The organism is Streptomyces sp. 35G-GA-8 (genome assembly GCF_023534745.1).
Lineage (GTDB): Bacteria > Actinomycetota > Actinomycetes > Streptomycetales > Streptomycetaceae > Streptomyces.
Map to the genome: position 1 here is coordinate 336,957 of NZ_JAMHJQ010000007.1, position 19,171 is coordinate 356,127.

The 19,171-nt window shown below is 72.2% G+C and carries 18 protein-coding genes and 1 riboswitch; of the genes, 9 read left to right on the top strand and 9 right to left on the bottom strand.

All coding sequences use genetic code 11. The features are described 5' to 3' along the window. Positions 1–65: 65 nt before the first annotated feature. The 3 genes from M1203_RS18315 to M1203_RS18325 all read right to left on the bottom strand — a co-directional run bounded on the left by M1203_RS18315 (position 66) and on the right by M1203_RS18325 (position 2,326). Positions 66–467 (bottom strand): DUF3040 domain-containing protein, encoded by a 402-nt coding sequence (locus M1203_RS18315; protein WP_249950801.1) that lies wholly within the window; start codon positions 465–467, stop codon positions 66–68. Positions 468–907: 440 nt separating this feature from the next. Then, the gene (locus M1203_RS18320) at positions 908–1,693 is read right to left on the bottom strand and encodes a bifunctional 2-polyprenyl-6-hydroxyphenol methylase/3-demethylubiquinol 3-O-methyltransferase UbiG (RefSeq protein WP_249950802.1); all 786 of its coding nucleotides are present in this window, start codon (positions 1,691–1,693) and stop codon (positions 908–910) included. Between the two features lie 93 nt (positions 1,694–1,786). Further along, positions 1,787–2,326: an SAV_6107 family HEPN domain-containing protein gene (locus M1203_RS18325; protein WP_249950803.1), complete on the bottom strand. Its 540-nt coding sequence runs from the start codon at positions 2,324–2,326 to the stop codon at positions 1,787–1,789. A gap of 250 nt (positions 2,327–2,576) precedes the next feature. Here M1203_RS18325 and M1203_RS18330 point away from each other — a divergent pair, with 250 nt between their 5' ends. From M1203_RS18330 to M1203_RS18345, 4 genes are all read left to right on the top strand, one after another. Further along, positions 2,577–3,344 carry an ATP-binding cassette domain-containing protein gene (locus tag M1203_RS18330; protein WP_249950937.1) on the top strand — a complete coding sequence of 256 codons (768 nt, stop codon included), beginning with the start codon at positions 2,577–2,579 and terminating at the stop codon, positions 3,342–3,344. Beyond that, complete coding sequence (locus M1203_RS18335; RefSeq protein WP_249950804.1) at positions 3,316–5,445, top strand: YhgE/Pip family protein; 2,130 nt, start codon at positions 3,316–3,318, stop codon at positions 5,443–5,445. The genes M1203_RS18330 and M1203_RS18335 overlap by 29 nt, the downstream gene beginning before the upstream one ends. A gap of 28 nt (positions 5,446–5,473) precedes the next feature. Further along, positions 5,474–6,082, top strand: a complete 609-nt coding sequence (locus M1203_RS18340; RefSeq protein WP_249950805.1) for a TetR/AcrR family transcriptional regulator — start codon at positions 5,474–5,476, stop codon at positions 6,080–6,082. A gap of 440 nt (positions 6,083–6,522) precedes the next feature. Next, positions 6,523–8,046 (top strand): NAD(P)/FAD-dependent oxidoreductase, encoded by a 1,524-nt coding sequence (locus M1203_RS18345; RefSeq protein ID WP_249950806.1) that lies wholly within the window; start codon positions 6,523–6,525, stop codon positions 8,044–8,046. A gap of 114 nt (positions 8,047–8,160) precedes the next feature. Here the strand turns inward: M1203_RS18345 and M1203_RS18350 are convergent, their stop codons facing one another. The 5 genes from M1203_RS18350 to M1203_RS18370 form a co-directional block, all read right to left on the bottom strand. Continuing rightward, positions 8,161–9,141 carry a hypothetical protein gene (locus M1203_RS18350; protein WP_249950807.1) on the bottom strand — a complete coding sequence of 327 codons (981 nt, stop codon included), beginning with the start codon at positions 9,139–9,141 and terminating at the stop codon, positions 8,161–8,163. A 51-nt stretch (positions 9,142–9,192) separates the two neighbouring features. Further along, entirely contained in the window at positions 9,193–10,110 is a 918-nt protein-coding gene (gene metF / locus M1203_RS18355; RefSeq protein WP_249950808.1) for a methylenetetrahydrofolate reductase [NAD(P)H], read from the bottom strand. Between the two features lie 174 nt (positions 10,111–10,284). Beyond that, positions 10,285–10,935, bottom strand: a complete 651-nt coding sequence (thiE, locus tag M1203_RS18360; RefSeq protein ID WP_249950809.1) for a thiamine phosphate synthase — start codon at positions 10,933–10,935, stop codon at positions 10,285–10,287. A 97-nt stretch (positions 10,936–11,032) separates the two neighbouring features. Then, positions 11,033–11,398, bottom strand: a complete 366-nt coding sequence (locus M1203_RS18365) for an Rv2175c family DNA-binding protein (RefSeq protein WP_249950810.1) — start codon at positions 11,396–11,398, stop codon at positions 11,033–11,035. Between the two features lie 103 nt (positions 11,399–11,501). Then, entirely contained in the window at positions 11,502–12,665 is a 1,164-nt protein-coding gene (locus tag M1203_RS18370) for an NAD(P)/FAD-dependent oxidoreductase (protein WP_249950938.1), read from the bottom strand. A 192-nt stretch (positions 12,666–12,857) separates the two neighbouring features. After that, positions 12,858–12,971, top strand: a riboswitch (TPP riboswitch). Here M1203_RS18370 and thiO point away from each other — a divergent pair. The 5 genes from thiO (at position 12,969) to M1203_RS18395 (ending at position 18,520) form a co-directional block, all read left to right on the top strand. After that, the gene (gene thiO / locus M1203_RS18375) at positions 12,969–14,168 is read left to right on the top strand and encodes a glycine oxidase ThiO (RefSeq protein WP_249950811.1); all 1,200 of its coding nucleotides are present in this window, start codon (positions 12,969–12,971) and stop codon (positions 14,166–14,168) included. Its footprint overlaps the riboswitch before it by 3 nt. Beyond that, on the top strand, positions 14,165–14,365 hold the full coding sequence (gene thiS, locus M1203_RS18380; protein WP_249950812.1) for a sulfur carrier protein ThiS: 201 nt from the start codon (positions 14,165–14,167) through the stop codon (positions 14,363–14,365). Before thiO ends, thiS begins: the two co-directional genes overlap by 4 nt. 3 nt (positions 14,366–14,368) lie before the next feature. Next, on the top strand, positions 14,369–15,166 hold the full coding sequence (locus tag M1203_RS18385; RefSeq protein WP_249950813.1) for a thiazole synthase: 798 nt from the start codon (positions 14,369–14,371) through the stop codon (positions 15,164–15,166). A 586-nt stretch (positions 15,167–15,752) separates the two neighbouring features. After that, entirely contained in the window at positions 15,753–17,660 is a 1,908-nt protein-coding gene (gene pknB / locus M1203_RS18390) for a Stk1 family PASTA domain-containing Ser/Thr kinase (protein WP_249950814.1), read from the top strand. 5 nt (positions 17,661–17,665) lie between these two features. Beyond that, positions 17,666–18,520, top strand: a complete 855-nt coding sequence (locus M1203_RS18395; protein ID WP_249950815.1) for a deoxyribonuclease IV — start codon at positions 17,666–17,668, stop codon at positions 18,518–18,520. A 6-nt stretch (positions 18,521–18,526) separates the two neighbouring features. Here M1203_RS18395 and M1203_RS18400 read toward each other — a convergent pair whose 3' ends face one another. Further along, a complete protein-coding gene (locus M1203_RS18400; RefSeq protein ID WP_249950816.1) occupies positions 18,527–19,159 on the bottom strand; it encodes a sulfite oxidase-like oxidoreductase in 633 nt (210 codons plus the stop codon). Positions 19,160–19,171: the final 12 nt, after the last annotated feature.

Genomic DNA, 19,171 nt, shown 5'->3' on the forward strand with positions numbered 1-19,171 from the left:
ACGACTGAGGGGCGAACGCCTTCGCGTTCGCCCCTCAGTCGTACCGTTCAACGAACCTGATCGTCTCACTGGCCCTGTTCATCGCGGCGGCGCTGCCACCGCTGCTCGATGCGGTTCATCATTGAGCGGCGCTGTCTCGATTGTGCGGGCGCGGGGCCGCCGGATGCGCCGCCCGCCGCCTGCTGCTGACCTGGTTTGGGCGCTTTGCGCCAGCCGGTGACCGCCAGGACCGCACATCCCAGCATGACGAGGAACCCCACCACGCTGATCCAGATCTGCTGGGCGACCATTCCGGCCATGAGGAGCGCGATACCCACCAGGAAGCCTGCGACCGCCTGGTAGACCCGTCGCCGGGTGTACGTACGCAGCCCGCTTCCCTCAAGCGCTGTCGCGAACTTGGGATCTTCGGCGTACAGCGCTCGCTCCATTTGCTCGAGCATTCGCTGCTCGTGCTCCGAGAGCGGCACGGAGTCCTCCTAGTCGTCGGTCGCGGGGGGCGACCGGTATGCGGCTCCTTCAAGGATAGGCAGGGAATCGCCCCCGTGAAACCCGCCCTCAACGCCAATTCGCCATTCCGGGCCGCCATGTCGACTCGGCCGCTGAGGCGTTGATTCCCCAACCGTCGATCCGTCATGCCGGATGTCGTACCCCGATCATACGGCGCTGAGGGCCCCACTGGGGGGCCTGTGGCGTACTCCATGTGCCGCTGCGCCGCTGATCAGCAAGGCGATCAGCGTCCCGGAGGAGCCCCGGAGGAGCCTCGGAGGTGCCCCGGAGGTGCCCCGAAGGGGCTCCGGACGGCCCAGGACGGCTCCGGAACGGCTCGGCGAAGGGCCGGGGAAGACTCCAGGACGGCTCGGAGAAGACTCGGGAAAGACTCGGGGAAGACCCCGGGGCCGGGTTCGCGTCAGTCCCGCTTCTCGCCCAGAACGTGCAGCTGGGTGGCGATGGAGTGGAAGGCGGGCAGCTCGGCCGCCGCCGCTTCCAGCTGGAGCAGCGCGTCCAGGGCGCCCGGCTGGGTGTCCACCAGCCCGCCGGGGACCAGGTCCGCGAAGACCCGTACACCGTGCACGGCGCTGACCCGGAGGCCGGCTCCGGAGGCCAGCTCCGTCAGCTGTTCGGCGGTGAAGCGCCGGGGCACCGGGTCGCCCTGCCCCCAGCGGCCCGCCGGGTCGGTGAGCGCCTGCCGGGCCTCGATGAAATGCCCGGCGAGCGCCCTCGCGAGCACGGCGCCGCCCAGACCCGCGGCGAGCAGGCTGAGCGCCCCGGCCGATCGCAGGGCGTCCACGGCGTTCCGCACGCCTTCCGCCGGGTCGTCCACGTACTCCAGGACGCCATGGCAGAGCACCGCGTCGAAGCCGCCGCGCTCGACCACGTCGAAGAGGCCGTGGATGTCCCCCTGCACCCCGCGGACGCGCTCGGCTACCCCGGCCTCGGCCGCTCGGCGCTCCAGGGCGAAGAGCGCGTTCGGGCTGGGGTCCACCACGGTGACGCGATGCCCCAGACGGGCGACGGGCACCGCGAAGCTGCCCGTGCCCCCTCCGGTGTCGAGCACGTCCAGAACGTCGCTCCCGGCCGCCTTGGCGCGGCGGCCGAGGGCGTCTTTCAGGACCTCCCACACCACGGCGGTACGCAGGGAGCCGCGGGGGCGGGAGGGCGCCTCCCCACCGGTAACAGGGGAACGGTCCGACACGGCAGTTGACTCCTCGGCGCGGTGCCACCCGTGGTGGCAGGGCGTGAACGGTGCGGGCTCCGCCCACCCTATTGCCTCGGCCGCACGTCCCGGTCACCCAGCGGCATCGCCCTGCCGGGGGTGTTCGGCACGGGGCTGGGGCAGCACCGGATCGAGCACGAGCAGCCGCTCGACCAGGCGCAGGAACATGGCGGCGTCGCGCAGCAGATCGTCCGCGTCACGGCCGGTGGCCGCGCCGGGTATGCCCGCCTCGGCGCGCGCCCTGCGCGGGGCGCCCGAGGCGAAGAGGGCGCTCCACTCCGACAGCTCGGGCGCTATCTCGGGCAGGACCTCCCAGGCGCTTCTGATGCGCCGCCGCCGCTGCGGGGTGGTCTCCGGGCGGCCACGGGCGGCGAGCACCGCGGCGGCGGTGCGCAGGGCGGCGAGATGGGCGGTGGCGTAGCGCTCGTTCGGAGTGTCCAGCTCGGCGGCCTCGCCCAGGCCCGCGTGTGCCTGGGCAAGGAGATCGAGGGCCGCCGGCGGGGCCGTGGCCCGGCGCAGGACGGGGTGGACATCGCTCGGCGGACCGGTCAGGGCGGGGGCAGGGCCGTCTGTACGGCGCCGACGTGCGGCACCGGCGTAGGAGCTGGCCATGACGGAACCTCCTGTCGTCGTGTGACGGTGCTGTAGCCGTATGTGTCCATGGTGGAGGGCACCACTGACAATCGGCCCTGACCTGCGACTTTGTATCGCACAGCGGTTCGGGGTAGCTTTTGAACTGACCAGTCAGTACAAAGAAATCGAGGCACCCGTGGACAGCCGGGAACGCGTGGACAGCCGGGAACGCACAGGCAGCCGGGTACGCACAGGCGGTCGACCGGACGGCCCGCACGGCGCGGCCGTCATCGCCGAGGACTTCGGGCTCAAGGGCGCGCGCGGCTGGGCGTTCCGCCATGTGCACGTCGATGCCGCGCCCGGCACGGTCGTGGTGATCGAGGGCCCCTCGGGCTCGGGGCGCACCTGTCTGCTGCTCGCGCTCACCGGCCGGATGCGCCCCACCGAGGGCCGCGCCGAGATCGCCGGTCTGCCCCTTCCCCGCGCCATGGCGGCCGTACGCCGCGTCAGCGGTCTCGGCCATGTCCCGGGCGTCAGCGATCTCGATCCGGCGCTGACCGTCGCCGAGCATCTGCGGGAACGCGCGCTGCTCCAGCGCCGGTTCGGCGGCTCCCCGCGCGCCCTGCTACGACCCCGCGCCCAGCGGGCGGCCGAGGCCCGAGGCCGTATCGACGCCGCGCTGACGGCCGCCGGGCTCGACACGTCCGCCCTGCCCAAGGGCGAGCGCACGGCGGCGCGCGATCTGGAGCGGCTGGAGGCGCTGCGTCTCTCGGTCGCCCTCGCGCTGATCGGCCGGCCCCGGCTGCTGGCGGTGGACGATCTGGACCTCAAGCTCTCCGACGCCGACCGCGCGGAGGCCTGGCGGCTGCTGCGGTCCGTCGCCGAGGACGGCACGACCGTGCTCGCCGTGTGCGGCCAGGCCCCCGGAGCCGCCGGAGCCCCCGGAGCCGCCGGAAACACGGACACCGTCGGCCGCGGCGGCGAGCCGGACACCGTCATCATCCGTACGAACGAGGAGGGGGCGGCCGATGCGCTCGCCGAAACTGGCCGCGCTTGAGCTGACGCGGTTCGGCAGGGGAAGGCTGCCGCGCGCCGCGCTCGTCGCGATCCTGCTGCTGCCGCTGCTCTACGGCGCGCTGTATCTGTGGTCGTTCTGGGATCCGTACGGACGACTCGACCGGCTCCCCGTCGCGCTCGTCAACGACGACAAGGGCGCCACGGCCGCGGGCCGGAAGATCGCGGCCGGTGACGAGATCACCCGGGGGCTGCGCGACAGCAAGGTCTTCGCCTGGCACGAGGTGAGCGCGGCCGAGGCGCGCGAAGGCGTGGAGGACGGTTCGTACTACCTCTCGCTGACCATGCCGGCCGACCTGAGCGAGCGCATCGCGTCCAGTTCCGGAGACGCCCCCGAGACCGGCGCGCTCCAGGTGCGTACGAACGACGCGAACAACTACATCGTCGGGCAGATCTCCAGGACCGTCTTCGCCGAGATACGGACCGCCGCCTCGACCAACGCCTCCCGCTCCTTCCTCGACCGGATCTTCATCTCGTTCTCGGACATCCATGACGCCACCGCGAAGGCGGCCAAGGGCGCCGACGAGCTCAAGGGCGGTATCGGAAAGGCCCAGAAGGGTTCGAAGGACCTCGTGGAGGGGCTGAAGACCGCCAAGGAGGGCAGCGGGGACCTGGCGGGCGGGCTGAAGAAGCTCGGCACGGGCGCGAGTGATCTGGACACCGGTGCCCAACAGGTCGCCGCCGGTACCCAGTCGCTCGCCGACAAGATCAACGCGATGGCCGGCACCGTCCGTCCGTACCTCAAGGACAACGGGAAGACGATCGGTGATTCGGCCCGGCACGTGGCGGACTCCTCCCAGTCGATACGGGACAACCTCGGGCTGCTCGTGAAGGCCGCGCCCCGCGCCGCGACTCAGGCCCGCCAGGCCTCGGACGAGCTGAACTCCCTCTACACGGAACGCTGCGAGAAAACTCCCGCCGACCCCGCCCCCGATCCCGCCCCCAGTGTCGCCGCCGGGGGCGCGGACCCCAGCGCCTGCCCGCCCCTCAAGCGCGCCAGGACCGCCGCCGCGGACGTGGCCGCCGTCGCCGATGACGTCAACACCCTGGTGAAGAACAACAGCGGCGCCCTGAAGGAGCTGGACGGCCGGCTCGCCACCCTCCAGAAGCAGGCGAAAGCGCTCGCCGAGCACGCGCCGAAGCTGGACGAGGACCTGGAGACCGCCGTCACGAAGATCAACGCTCTCAACAGCGGTGCCCAGAAGGTCGCCGAGGGAGCGGGCCGGCTGCGCAGCGGACTGACCGACGCCGAGAAGGGCTCCGCCGGCCTCAACACCGGTGTCGGCAAGCTCAGTACCGGCGCGAACACCCTCGACGGCGGTCTCTTCAAGCTCGCCGACGGATCGGCCGAGCTCGCCGGAGGGCTCAACGACGGCGTCGGAAAGATCCCCGACTACGACAAGACCGACCGGGACCGGCGGACGGACGTGATGGCCGACCCCGTCCAGCTCGCCTCGCGCTCGCTGCACGCCGCCCCCAACTACGGCACCGGCTTCGCCCCGTACTTCATCCCGCTCTCCCTCTGGGTCGGCGCGATGGTGGCGTACATGCTGATCCAGCCGCTGAACCGGCGCGCGCTGGCCGCCGGCGCCTCGGCCTGGCGCATCGCGCTCGCGGGCTGGCTGCCGGTCGCCGCGATCGGACTGCTCCAGGTCGGCGCGCTGATCTCCGTACTGCACTGGGCCATCGGCCTGGAGATGGCGCGCGCCGCCGGAACGGTCGGCTTCCTGGCGCTGGTCACCTGCTGCTTCACCGCGATCGTCCAGTGGCTCAACGCCCGCTTCGGACCCGCGGGCCGGATCCTCGTCCTCGCCCTGCTGATGCTCCAGCTGACCTCGGCGGGCGGCACCTATCCCGTCCAGACCAGTCCGGGCTTCTTCGGCGCCATCCACCCGTTCCTGCCGATGAGTTACGTGGTCGACGCGTTGCGCAGACTCATCTCGGGCGGCGGGCTCGGCCCCGTGTGGCAGGGCTGTGCCGTGCTCGCCGCCTTCACCGCGGGCGCGCTGGCGCTGACCGCCCTGTCCGCGCGGCGCAAGCAGGTATGGACGCTCGACCGGCTCCATCCCGAGCTGAGTCTGTGAGCACGGGGGACCTGTGACAATCGTCGCCATGGACAGCAGCAGCACCCGCCGCCAGGCCACCCGGCAGAAGCTCTACGAGGCCGCGGTGACCCTCATCGCCGAACAGGGCTTCTCGGCGACGACCGTGGACGAGATCGCCGAGCGCGCCGGGGTCGCCAAGGGCACGGTCTACTACAACTTCAAGAGCAAGACGGAGCTTTTCGAGGAGCTGCTGCGGCACGGCGTCGGGCTGCTCGCCTCGTCCCTGCGGACCGCGGCCGACACCACGGCGGAGCGCGGCGGCAGCAAGATCGAGGCGCTGGACGCGATGATCGGGGCCGGACTGGTCTTCATCGACCGCTATCCCGCCTTCACCCAGCTGTACGTCGCCGAGCTGTGGCGGACCAACCGGGCCTGGCAGTCCACACTGCTGGTGGTGCGCCAGGAGGCCGTCGCGGTCGTCGAGAGCGTGCTCCGGCAGGCCGTGGAGGGCGGTGAGCTGAGCGACGAGATCGACGTTCCGCTGACGGCGGCGGCGCTGGTCGGGATGGTGCTCGTGGCGGCGCTCGACTGGCAGGCGTTCCAGCCCGAGCGGTCGATGGACGAGGTGCACGCGGCTCTCTCGCGGCTGCTGCACGGCCGGGTCGGCGGACGCTGAAGCCGGTACGCGGGCGCGAGCACGCGGACGCGAGTGCGCCGGTCCGGCGAGGCTCCATCCCCCTGAGCCTCACCGGACCGGCGCGTTACCCCCGTACCCCGTACCCCCGTATCCCCGTTCCCCCCTGTCCCCGTTCCCCGTTCCCTGTTTCCGGCGATGCCGGAGAGCCCGCTTCCCCGTGATCCCCCGTGACCCCCGTGGTAGCTGGGCTCCCCGTTCGCACCCCCGTTACGGCAGGAGAGCCGCGCCGTTCCGCCACCCCGTGTCGGCGGTGCCGGCGCCGCGCCCCTTCCGTGCTCCCCACTCTTCCGTCCGCGCAGGTCGGAGCCCATCCGCGTGCCTACTCATCTCGCCGCCTAGGTACCGGTACTCAGTCCTGCGTACTGCCGCCCAGCGCGGGCGCCGCCTGGGCTCTTCCCCGGCGCTCTAAAATCGCTCCCATGGCACGGATTGCGGTGATCGGCGCCGGGATGGGCGCCATGGCGGCGGCTGCCCGGCTGGCGGTGGCGGGACAGCGGGTGACGGTGTACGAACGCGCCGCCACCTATGGCGGCTCGGTGGGCCGGTTCGAGCGGGACGGGTTCGTCTTCGACACCGGGCCCGGTCTGCTCCATCTGCCGGCCGTCTACCGCGATCTGTTCGTCAAGACCGGTAAGGAGCCGCTGGAAAGCCGCGTCCGGCTCGGCCAGGTGGATCCGGCGAGCAGACATGTCTTCGCCGACGGTACCGACGTACGGCTGCCCAACGCGTCGCGCGGCGGGGTGGTCTCCGCCCTGGACACGGCGCTCGGCGCGGGCGCCGGGGAGCGCTGGGGGGAGTTCCTCGGCCGCGCCCGGGACGCCTGGGACCGCTCGCGCCGCCCGCTGCTGGAGGAGCCGTTGTGGGCGGACTGGCGGGTGCTCGGCCGGGATCCGTATCCGGCCGTACGGCAGCGACGGCTGCTCCGCGGCGCCCGGCGGGCCACGACGGTCGCGGAGATCGGCGCCTGGGAGCTGGCCGACCCGCGGCTGGCGGCGCTGCTGGACGGCTACGCCCTGTCGTACGGGCTCGACCCGCGGCACGCCCCGGCGAGCGCCGCCCTGCTGCCGTATCTGGAGCAGACCTTCGGCAGCTGGTATGTCGGCGGCGGCATGCGGGAGTTGGCCCGCGCGGTGTACGAACGGTGCCTGGCCCGCCGGGTGGAGTTCGTCTTCGGCGCCGAGGTGACCCGGATCGTCGAGAAGGACGGCGCGGCGACAGGGATCGAGCTGGCGGACGGCACGGTCGCGGAGGCCGACCATGTGGTGGCGGGCATCGCGCCCGGTCCTCTCGTGGAGTGGCGGCTCGACGCGGACGGTGACGTACGGCCTTCGGCCGGGGAGGCCGGTGAGGCCGGTGAGGCCACGGCGCCCGGCCGGTTCACCGTGCTGCTGGCGCTGCGCGGAGCCCGTGACCCCGGCGCCGCGCACCGGACGGTGGTGCACTCCCCCGACGGGAGCGCCGAGGCGGCCGAGATCTTCGCGGGCCGGACCGCGGCGCGGCCCACGGTCACGGTGCTGCGGCCCGACGACACGGCGACGCGCCCCGACGACGGCCATGAGGCGGTCACGCTCACCGCGACCGTGGCCCCGCAGGGCCCGGTCGACTGGTCGGACGCGGCGCTGCGCGAGCGGTACGCCGATGTGCTGGTGGCGGCCGTCGGCGCGGCCGTGCCGGAGATCGCGGAGCGGATCGTCTGGCGCGAGGTGCGTACCCCGGCCGATACGGCGGCGCTGACGGGGGCCGCGGGCGGTTGCGTACCGGCGCCCGCGCTGGCCGGGGCCGAGGGCCGGATGCTGCTTCCCGGGAACTCCACCCGGCTGTCCGGGCTGTACCGGGCGGGGGGCTGGGCGCATCCGGGCGGCGGGCTCGCGCACGCCGGGATGTCGGGGGCGCTGGTCGCCGGACTGATCGTCGAGGGGGCGGACTTCCGCGGCTCCCAGTGAGCGGCGCCTGGTGAGCGGCTCCCGGTGAGCCGGGCGCACCGCCACCGCGCCCGCCCGGTCATCAAGTGCTCCGCGAGCCAGCCGTCCTGACGGGACGTCAGTGCGTGGCGGGTGTCAGTACCGGTACTGCTGTTCGTTGTAGTCGGGGTCCGGGTAGCCCTGCCGGCGCGGCTCTTCCGGGGGCGTCGGCGGGAACTGCTCGCCGTCGCGGTCGCGCTGCTGCGGCACCCACACACCGCCGGGCGGGGTCTCGCCGCCGTACTGCTGCTGGCCGGGGTACGGGTCGGCGTACTGCTGCCGGCCGCCGAAGCTGTCGTACGAGCCGTACTGCTCGCCGCTGTTGACCGAGCCGGTGTACGGGTCGGTGTACGCGGCGTACTGCTGTTGCTGTCCCGCGTCGTAGCCGTACTGCTGCGCGTAGCCGTCCTGGCCGGGATACATGTCCTGACCTGAGTGGTAGGCGTCCTGGGGTACGTAGCCGTCGTGGCCCGCCGACTGCTGCTGTCCGTACCCCGGATACGCGTCGTATCCGCCGCCGTACTCATGCCCGCCGACGCCGGCCGCCGCGCCCGCGCCCGCGTGGGGCTGCTGCTGGTGGGCCTCACGGGCGGCGTCGTCGTATATCCCGTACTGCCCGGTGTCGTCGGGCAGCGGCTCGGGCTCGTACACCGCGGCGGCCGGCGCGGGCGGCTCCACCGGGTCGTACGCGGCGGGCTCCACCGGGTCGTACGCGGGCGGGTCGTACGCGGGCGGCTCGTACTCCAGGTCCGAGACCTCAAGCGCGGGCTCGCGCTCCTCGGCCTGCTCCTTCCCGGCCTTGCGGCGGCGGCTCGCGCCCGGGCTGCCGCCTATCGCCCAACCTGTCGAGAAGCCGCGGCGGAAGGACAGCGTCACATATGTCTGACCGACCGCGAACATGATCGCGCCCAGCGCGATGACATATATGGAGGGGATCAGTACGCCGAGGACGACGCCCATGAAGCCGGTGAAGGCGAGCAGTCGCCAGCGCAGCCGCGCCTTGTACTGGAGCAGCACCTCACCGAGCAGCCACAGCGCCACGATGCCGAACGCGATGTAGAGGACCGTCCAGCCCATGCCCGCCCCTCTCCTGGGTCCACCGCCCCGGGACAGGGCGGGTACGGCCGGTCACGACTGCTCGTGCAGTCCGAGATTCTCGTAGATTTCGAGCGTCGCCGTGGAGTTGTTGAGCGTGATGAAGTGCAAGCCGGGGACACCCTCGGAGAGCAGTTCACCGCAGAACTCCGTCGCGAACTCGATGCCAATGGAGCGTACAGCGGCGGGATCCTCCTTGACCGAGAGGATCCGCTCTTTCAGCTCGGGCGGGAAGACCGCGGTGGAGAGCTGTGGCAATCGCTCCAGCATCTTCACACTGGTGACCGGCATGATTTCCGGAATGATCGGTGTCTCGCAACCGGCGCCGGCGACGCGGTCGCGCAGCCGCAGATAGCCCTCGGGGTCGAAGAACATCTGCGTGATCGCGTAATCGGCGCCCGCGCGGCACTTGTTCACGAAGTGGCCGACATCGGTCTCCCAGTCGGTGGAGCGCGGATGCATCTCGGGGAAGGCCGCCACTCCGACACAGAAGTCCCCGGACTCCTTGATCAGGCTGACCAGTTCGGCGGCGTAGCGCACACCGTCGGGGTGCTTGATCCACTCGCCCATGGGGTCGCCGGGCGGATCCCCCCGTACGGCGAGGATGTTGCGGATCCCGGCGTCGGCGTACTGCCCGACCATGTTGCGCAGTTCGGCGACCGACTGGCCGACCGCCGTGAGGTGCGCGACCGGTGTGAGCGTGGTGTCGGCGGCGATCCGCTCGGTCGCCCGGACCGTGCCCGCGCGGGTGGAGCCGCCCGCGCCATAGGTCACGGAGACGAAGCTCGGGGCGACCGCCTCGATCCGGCGCAGCGCGTTCCAGAGGTTCCGCTCGCCCTTCTCCGTCTTGGGCGCCCAGAACTCGAAGGAGAACGAAGTCTTGCCGGTCGCGAGCAGATCACGCACGGTCAGCGCGTGATCCGATCTGGTCGAAGCTGTGCCTAGGGCCATATGTGCAGGTTATCGATGGCGTGACGGTCCCCCAACCGGGGGCGGGGGTTTTGGCCGGATTGCCGGGTAAGTGGCCGCGCTTCTTCACGGTGCGTTCCCGTACGGCGCGCCGCCGTCATCCGCATGTAAACATCGCCGTCATCCGGCGCACCGCCGTCATCCGCGGCACCGCCGTCATACGGCACGGTCCCGCACACGCTTCGCCAGGGCCGCGGTCGCCGCCGCCGGATCGTCGGCCTCGGTGATCGCCCGTACGACGACGACCCTGCGCGCACCGGCGTCCAGCACCTGGTCGAGGTTTGCCGCGTCGATCCCGCCGATCGCGAACCAGGGCCGCTCCGTGGCACGGGACGCGGCGTACCGCACCAGACCGAGCCCCGGCGCGTGACGCCCCGGCTTGGTGGGTGTGGGCCAGCAGGGGCCCGTACAGAAATAGTCCACGCCGGGCTCGGCGACCGCCGCGTCCACCTCGGCCTCCGCATGGGTGGAGCGGCCGATCAGCGGGGCGTCCCCGATGATCGCGCGCGCGGCGGGGACGGGCAGATCACCCTGTCCCAGATGCAGCACGTCGGAGCCGATGGCATGGGCGACATCGGCGCGGTCGTTCACGGCGAGCAGCCGGCCGTGCCGACGGCAGGCGTCCGCGAAGACCCGGAGATGGTCCAGCTCCTCGGCCGCCTCCATGCCCTTGTCGCGCAGCTGCACGATGTCCACGCCCGACGCGAGCACCGCGTCGAGGAACTCGGGGAGATCCCCCTGCCGCTTACGGGCGTCCGTGCACAGATAGAGCCGGGCGTCGGAGAGCGACGCGGAAGCCGTGGACATGAAGATCCCCCCGTGGTGTCGGTTCGGCGGCGCACGGCGGCCGACGCGCGACCGGACGGTCGTACGGGGCCACCGCGCACCGCGGATGGTGATGTCGTCAGACGGCGAGCGCCTGGGCCCGGCGCTTCACCTCCGTGCCGCGATTCTCACTGAGTGCCTGCGCGGGCGTGCCCGGCAGCGTGGGGTCGGGGGTGAAGAGCCACTCGAGCATCTCTTCGTCGGTGAAGCTGTCGTCCCTCAGGAGCGTCAGGGTGCCCGCGAGCCCCTTGACGACCTTGTTGCCGTCGATGAAGGCGGCGGGCACCTGGAGCGTCCTGTTCTCGCCGCGGCGCACCGCGATCAGCTGGCCTTCCTTCACCAGCTGCCGCACACGCGTCACCTCGACACCAAGCTTTTCCGCGATGTCGGGCAGGTGGAGCCAGGCGGGGACGAGAGCATCGATCTTTGCGTCAATCTCGGTCACAAGGACAAGCGTGCCATCCCGGACTGACAGACGGTAGCCGAGGAGCCCCAATCGGGCCGCCGCCCCGGAGGGGCCGGGCCCCCGGGCGCGTGCCCGCCGGGGATCAGAGAGCGGCCTTGCGCAGCGGTACGGACGGGTCCGCGGTCCGCCCGGGGTCCAGCCGCGCGCCCGCCTCGATCAGCTTGCGCCCCTGGGCCAGATCCCGGGGCCTGCCGACGGCCAGCAGCGCGGTCGGCAGGCCGTCCCGCAGCCACACCGCCGACCAGGCGCTCTCGGCCGGATCGCCGCGCCACACCAGGGTGTCGCCGGCCTCGTGGTGGCCCGCGTACTGCACGAAACGGCCGAACTGCTCGGACCAGAAGTACGGCACGGGGTCGTAGACCTCGTCGGTCTCGCCGACCACCTGCGCGGCGACCGTGCGCGGCCCCTGGAGCGCGTTGTCCCAGTGATGTACGAGCAGTCGCTCTCCGTAACGGGTCGAGGGGAACGAGGCACAGTCACCGACCGCGTACACCTCGGGCAGCGAGGTCCGCAGCCGCTCGTCCGCCACGATGGCGCCGTCCGGGCCCAGCTCGATCCCCGATCCGGCCAGCCAGCCCGTCGCGGGCCGCGCGCCGATGCCCACGACCACCGCGTCGGCCGCCAGCCGCCGGCCGTCCGCGAGGATCACCGCGCCCGGTTCGACACCGGCCACCGGGGCGTCCGTCAGCAGTTCGGCCCCGCACTCCGTGTACCAGCCGGTCATGGGCGCGACGACCTCGGCGGGCAGCGCGCCCGCGAGCGGCCGGTCGGCGGCCTCGACGACAGTCACGGCGCAGCCCGCCTCCCGGGCGGCCGTGGTGAACTCCGCGCCGATCCACCCGGCGCCGACGACCACGACCCGCTGCCGTCGGCCGAGTACCGGACGCAGCCGCTCCGCGTCGTCCAGCGTGCGCAGCAGATGGACCCCGGGCAGCGACTCGGTGCCCGGCAGACCGATCGGTTCCGCGCCGGTCGCGATGACCAGCACGTCGTACGGGACGGGCCCGCGCGCGGTGTCCAGTTCGCGCGCGCCGGGGCGCAGTCCCGTGACATCGAGCCCGAGCCTGAGCCGGACGGAGAGCGCCGCGAAGTCGATGTCGAAGGACGAGCTCTCGGCCTTGCCCAGCAGGACCGCCTTGGAGAGCGGAGGCCGGTCGTACGGCGGATGCGGCTCGGCGCCGAGCACGGTGACCGGGCCGCCGAAGCCCTTCTCCCGCAGGGCCACCGCGGTCTGCACCCCCGCCATGCCCGCGCCCACGATGACCACCCGCGGCTGTCCGGCCGGGGCCGGCTCCCGCTGTCCCTGCTCTCGCTCGCTCACGCGATCACCTTAGACAGCTCTCCGCACACAGCTGACGGAACATCCGCCGGAAGCCGTACGGGCCACGGCGATCGCTCCCTTACAACGCGAGGGGACAGAGCGTTAGTCTGGCTTTCGACACTACCTCGCGGGAGTCCGGACGCACCGGGCTGAGAGGGAGGCTGAGGCGGCCTCCGACCGTACGAACCTGATCCGGGTCATGCCGGCGAAGGGAGGGGCTGGACGCCCATGCAGTCACCCCATCAAGGAACCGGTACGGGCTCCGACGTCCTCGTCATCGGGGGCGGGCTCATCGGCCTGGTCACCGCCTGGCGCGCGGCGGGGCGCGGGCTGCGTACCGCCGTCACCGACCCCGAGCCCGGCGGCGGCGCGGCGCGGGTCGCGGCGGGGATGCTCGCCGCCGTCACCGAACTCCACCACGGCGAGGAGACGTTGCTCGGCCTCAACCTCGCCTCCGCCGCGCGCTACCCGGACTTCGTCGCCGAACTGGAGGCGGCGAGCGGGCAGGACACCGGCTATCGTGCCTGCGGCACCCTCGCCGTCGCCCTCGACACCGACGACCGCGCCCAGTTGCGCGAACTGCACGACCTCCAGCAGCGCTCGGGGCTGATGTCCCAGTGGCTCACGGGCCGCGAGTGCCGGCGTCTGGAGCCGATGCTCGCGCCGGGCGTGCGCGGCGGTCTGCGGGTCGACGGCGACCACCAGATCGATCCCCGCCGGCTGGCCGCGGCCCTGCTGACCGCGTGCGAACGGGCCGGGGTGGTCTTCCACCGCGCCCACGCCGACCGGCTCTCCGTCGTGCGCGACCGGGCCACCGGCGCCGTCCTGGCCGACGGCCGTGCGCTCACCGCGGACCAGGTGGTACTGGCGGCCGGCAGCCTCAGCGGCCGGCTCGGGGGCGTACCGGCCGGTGTCCTGCCCCCCGTACGGCCCGTCAAGGGCCAGGTCCTGCGGCTGACCGTGCCCCGTACGTACGCGCCCTTCCTCTCCAGGACGGTTCGGGCCGTGGTGCGCGGCAGCCACGTCTATCTGGTGCCGCGCGAGAACGGCGAACTGGTCGTCGGCGCCACCAGCGAGGAACTCGGCTGGGACACCACCGTCACGGCGGGCGGGGTGTACGAACTGCTGCGGGACGCGCACGAACTCGTCCCCGGCATCACGGAACTGCCGCTCACCGAGACCCTCGCCGGGCTGCGCCCCGGCTCACCGGACAACGCGCCGCTGCTCGGGCCCACCGCGCTGCCGGGGCTGTCCCTCGCCACCGGGCACTACCGCAACGGGGTGCTGCTCACACCCGTCACCGGCGACGCGATGGCCGCGGTGCTGACGACCGGTGAGCTGCCCCCGGAGGCCCGCGCCTTCTCCCCCTCGCGTTTCTCCTCGCGCCGCTCACCCGTCGCGGCCATCCCTCAGGAGCAGCCCGTATGAACATCTCCGTGAACGGCGAGCCCCGCGAGCTCGCGCCCGCCACCACCCTCGACGTCCTGGTCGCCACGCTCACCCCCGCCCCCTCGGGGGTCGCCGCGGCCGTCAACGAGACGGTCGTCCCGCGCACCCGCTGGTCCGGCACACCACTCAGCGAGGGCGACCGCGTCGAGGTCCTCACCGCGGTCCAGGGGGGCTGAACCATGGCCGACGATCCGCTGACCATCGGCTCCACCACATTCGCCTCCCGGCTGATCATGGGCACGGGCGGCGCGCCCAGTCTCGACGTGCTGGAACGGTCCCTGGTCGCCTCCGGCACCGAACTCACCACGGTCGCGATGCGCCGCATCGATCCCGCCGTGCACGGCTCCGTGCTGTCCGTACTCGGCTCACTGGGCATCCGCGCGCTGCCCAACACGGCGGGCTGCTTCACCGCCGGCGAGGCGGTGCTCACGGCGCGGCTCGCCCGCGAGGCGCTCGGTACGGACTGGATCAAGCTGGAGGTCGTCGCGGACGAGCGCACGCTGCTGCCCGACCCCATCGAACTGCTCGACGCGGCGGAGACCCTGGTCGACGACGGCTTCACGGTCCTGCCGTACACCAACGACGATCCCGTGCTCGCCGCGAAGCTGGAGGACGTGGGGTGCGCGGCGATCATGCCGCTGGGCTCACCGATCGGCTCCGGGCTCGGCATCCGCAACCCGCACAACTTCGAGCTGATCGTGGAGCGGGCGGGGGTGCCGGTGATCCTGGACGCGGGGGCGGGTACGGCGTCGGACGCGGCGCTGGCGATGGAGCTGGGGTGCGCGGCGGTGATGCTGGCGTCGGCGGTGACGCGGGCGCGGGAGCCGGTGCTGATGGCGGAGGCGATGCGGTACGCGGTGTCGGCGGGACGGCTGGCGTGGCGGGCGGGGCGGATGCCGCGACGGCGGATCGCTTGGGCGTCGTCGCCGGTGGAGGGGGTGGCGTCACTGGACAGGGAGAGACCGGCGTTCCCCTAGAGCGGGGGGCGCCTCCGGCGGGGGGCGGCGTGTTCGGGGTGCGGTTTCGGTTGCGGTTGCGTGTTCGTCGGCCGGGGGCCGGGGCCTCCGGAGGTACATGTCCGGACGGCACGATTTACGGCGCGACCCTGCCCAGACGATGGTTCGGGCGTCCACGCGCCACAAATCACGCTTTAGTGTCCGGACACGCACCTCCTACGACCCCGACCCCCTCCCCCGGTGGCCCCGGCGATCCGCCGTCCCGGCCGGGGGTGAGTGGGCTGGTGCGGGAGGGTGCCGCCGCCTCCCCCTCCCACCCTCGCGCACGACCGGGCCGCTTGAGCGGGCGGTGAAGGGGGGCGCGCAGGGGTCGTGTCCGGGACGTAGAGCGTGATTTGTGGCGCGCGACCGCCCGAACCAACGACAAGGCAGCTACGCGCCGTAAATCATGCAGTCCCGGACGCGAGCCCGGAGCGACCACCGGCAACAACCCGCACACGAAAACCGGCCCCAGCCAAAACGCACCCCGGCGACAACCCGCAGACGAAAACCGGCCCCAGCCAAAGACGAACCAGACCCCGCCCCCACAGATCGTAGACTCGGGCGCGTGGATACGAGCCTCGAAGACCCCATCGTCGGGCGCGTGCTCGACGGCCGCTACCGCGTGGACGCGCGGATCGCTGTCGGCGGTATGGCCACGGTCTACCGGGCCGTCGACACCCGCCTCGACCGGGTCCTCGCCCTCAAGGTGATGCACCCCGCCCTCGCCGCCGACGCCACCTTCGTCGAGCGCTTCATCCGCGAGGCCAAGTCGGTGGCCCGGCTCTCGCATCCCAATGTCGTCGCGGTCTTCGACCAGGGCGCCGAGGGCGCGTACGTCTATCTGGCGATGGAGTACGTCGCGGGGTGCACGCTGCGCGACGTCCTGCGGGAGCGTGGGGCGCTTCGGCCGCGGGCCGCGCTGGACATTCTGGAGCCGGTGCTGGCCGCGCTGGGGGCCGCGCACCGCGCGGGGTTCGTGCACCGGGACATGAAGCCGGAGAACGTGCTGATAGGGGACGACGGCCGGGTCAAGGTCGCCGACTTCGGACTCGTGCGGGGCGTCGGCGATGTCACGAACACCACCGGGAGCGTCCTCGGCACGGTGTCGTATCTGGCGCCCGAGCAGATCGAGGACGGCACGTCCGACACCCGCGTCGATGTGTACGCCTGCGGGGTCGTCCTCCACGAGATGCTGACGGGTGCGAAGCCGCACGGCGGGGACACCCCCGCGCAGGTGCTCTACCGGCATCTGAACGAGGACGTGCCCGCGCCGTCGGCCGCCGTGCCGGGGCTCGCCGTCGAGCTGGACGAGCTGGTCGCGGCGGCGACCGCCCGTAACCCCGAGGTGCGGCCCGTCGACGCGGTGGCGCTGCTGGCGATGGCGCGGGAGGCGCGGGCCGCGCTGACCGACGCGCAATTGGACGCCGTTCCGCCGCGGGCCAGGCCCGAGTCGGCCGGCGGGGCCGGCGCCATCAGCCGTACGACGGTGATTCCGCGCATCCGGCCCGTCGAGGAGGCGGAGGAAGGAACGCCGAACCGCACCAGCCGGCTGGAGATGGCGCCCGCGCCGGGCCGCCGTTTCGTCGGGCCCCGGCGGGGCGTCGTCGCGGCGGTGGTCGCCGTACTGCTGGTGCTCGGTATCGGTACGGGTGTCTGGTACATCAATTCCGGACAGTTCACACACGTCCCCTCGGTGCTCGGCCGGAGCGAGCAGGAGGCCAGGAAGCGGCTCACCGACGCGGGGCTCGACGTGAAGGTCACCAGGGACTTCAGCGACTCCTTCGACCGCGGCACGGTCATGGGCAGCGACCCCGAGCCCCGCGCGCGTATCCGCGGCAATGGTTCGGTGACGATCGTGATCTCGCGCGGCCCGGAGATCGTCAAGGTCCCGGATCTGGAGAGCATGCCGCTGGGCGAGGCCCGGCGGGCGCTGAACAAGGTGGGGCTGGCGGCCGGGGTCGTCACGCGGGAGTTCGACGACAACATCCAGCAGGGCGCCGTGATCGGTTCGACCCCGGCGTCCGGGAGCGAGGTACGGCCGGATTCCGGGGTCGCGCTCGTGGTGAGCAAGGGCAGCCCGGTCGAGGTCCCCGATGTGACCGGTGAGTCCGTCGAGGACGCGACCTCCGAGCTGGAGGGTGAGGGGCTCAAGGTCGAGGTCGCGGCCGAGCGCGTGAACTCCGAGGAGGACGCGGGATCGGTCGCCCGGCAGTCCGCTGCCGAGGGTGACCGGCTGGCCCGGGGCGAGACGATCACGCTGACGGTCTCCAAGGGGCCGCGGATGATCTCCGTACCCGATGTCACCGGCAAGAAGACCGACGAGGCCACACGGCTGCTGGAGGAGGCGGGCTTCGAGGTGACCGTGGACCGGGGCTTCCCCTTCCTGGGGGACACCGTGGGCAAGCAGTCGGTCGAGGGCGGCCGGCAGGCCCCCGAGGGCAGTTCCATCACCATCACGACCAAGGGGCTCTAGGAACCATGCGCAACCCTGTCGGCGGCCATGTCCCCGTGGCCGGCGGCCTCGCCTCGACCGGCCTGGCCTACGCACGCGAGCTGGGCGCCGAGACCGTCCAGGTGTTCGCGGCCAATCCACGCGGCTGGGCGACGCCCCCGGGCAATCCGGCGCAGGACGAGCTGTTCCGCGCGCGGTGCGCGGCGGAGGGGATTCCGGCGTATGTGCACGCGCCGTATCTGATCAACTTCGGTTCGCACACGGAGGCGACCGCCGAGAAGTCCGTGGAGTCCCTGCGGCACAGCCTGCGCCGGGGCCGGGAGATCGGCGCGCTGGGTGTGGTCGTGCATACGGGTTCGGCGACCGGCGGACGGCCGCGCGAGGTGGCGCTCGCGCAGGTACGGGAGCTGATGCTGCCGCTTCTCGACGAGCTGACCCATGACGACGATCCGTTCCTGCTGCTGGAGTCGACGGCGGGACAGGGCTTCTCGCTCTGCTCACGGACCTGGGACTTCGGCCCGTACTTCGAGGCGCTCGACGCCCACCCCAGGCTGGGCATCTGTCTGGACACCTGCCATGTCTTCGCGGCCGGGCACGATCTCGCGGGACCTCATGGAATGCGCCAGACGCTGGATCTGCTGGTGGACACGGTCGGTGAGGGGCGGCTCAAGCTGATCCACGCCAATGACTCCAAGGATGTGGCGGGAGCGCACAAGGACCGTCACGAGAACATTGGCGCGGGACACATCGGCGAGGAGCCGTTCCGGGAGCTGTTCTCGCATCCGGCGACCGAGAACGTTCCGCTGGTGATCGAGACCCCGGGCGGCAAGGAGGGGCACGCGGCGGATGTGGCGCGGCTGAAGAAGCTGCGCGACGGCTGACGCCGGTTACAGCTCGGGGCCGTCTCCCGGGACCTCCTGGTAGGAGTAGCGCTGCTCGGCCCAGGGGTCGCCGACGTTGTGATAGCCGCGCTCCTCCCAGAAGCCTCGGCGGTCCGCGGTCATGTATTCGACGCCGCGGACCCACTTGGGCCCCTTCCAGGCGTACAGATGCGGTACGACGAGCCGCACGGGGAAGCCGTGCTCGGCGGTCAGCAGTTCGCCGTCCTTGTGGGTGGCGAATATCGTGCGGTCCGAGAGGAAGTCGGCGAGCCGCAGATTGGAGCTGAAGCCGTACTCGGCCCAGACCATGACATGGGTGACGCTCGGCGCGGGCGGCGCGAGTTCCACGACCGTACGGGCGGGGACCCCGCCCCATTCGGCCCCCACCATGCTGAACTTCGTGACGCAGTGCAGATCGCCGACGACCGTGGAGAACGGCAGTGCCGAGAACTCCTCGTGATTCCAGCAGTGCTTGTCGCCGTCGGCGGTGGCTCCGAAGACCCGGAACTCCCAGCGTTCCTGCCGGAATTTCGGTACGGGCCCGTAATGGGTCACCGGCCAGCCGCGCTGCAGACGCTGGCCCGGTGGTAGCTCGGACTGTTCCGGCTCTTGACGTTCCCGGCTTTCCGGCTGACCCATGCCTTCCATGGT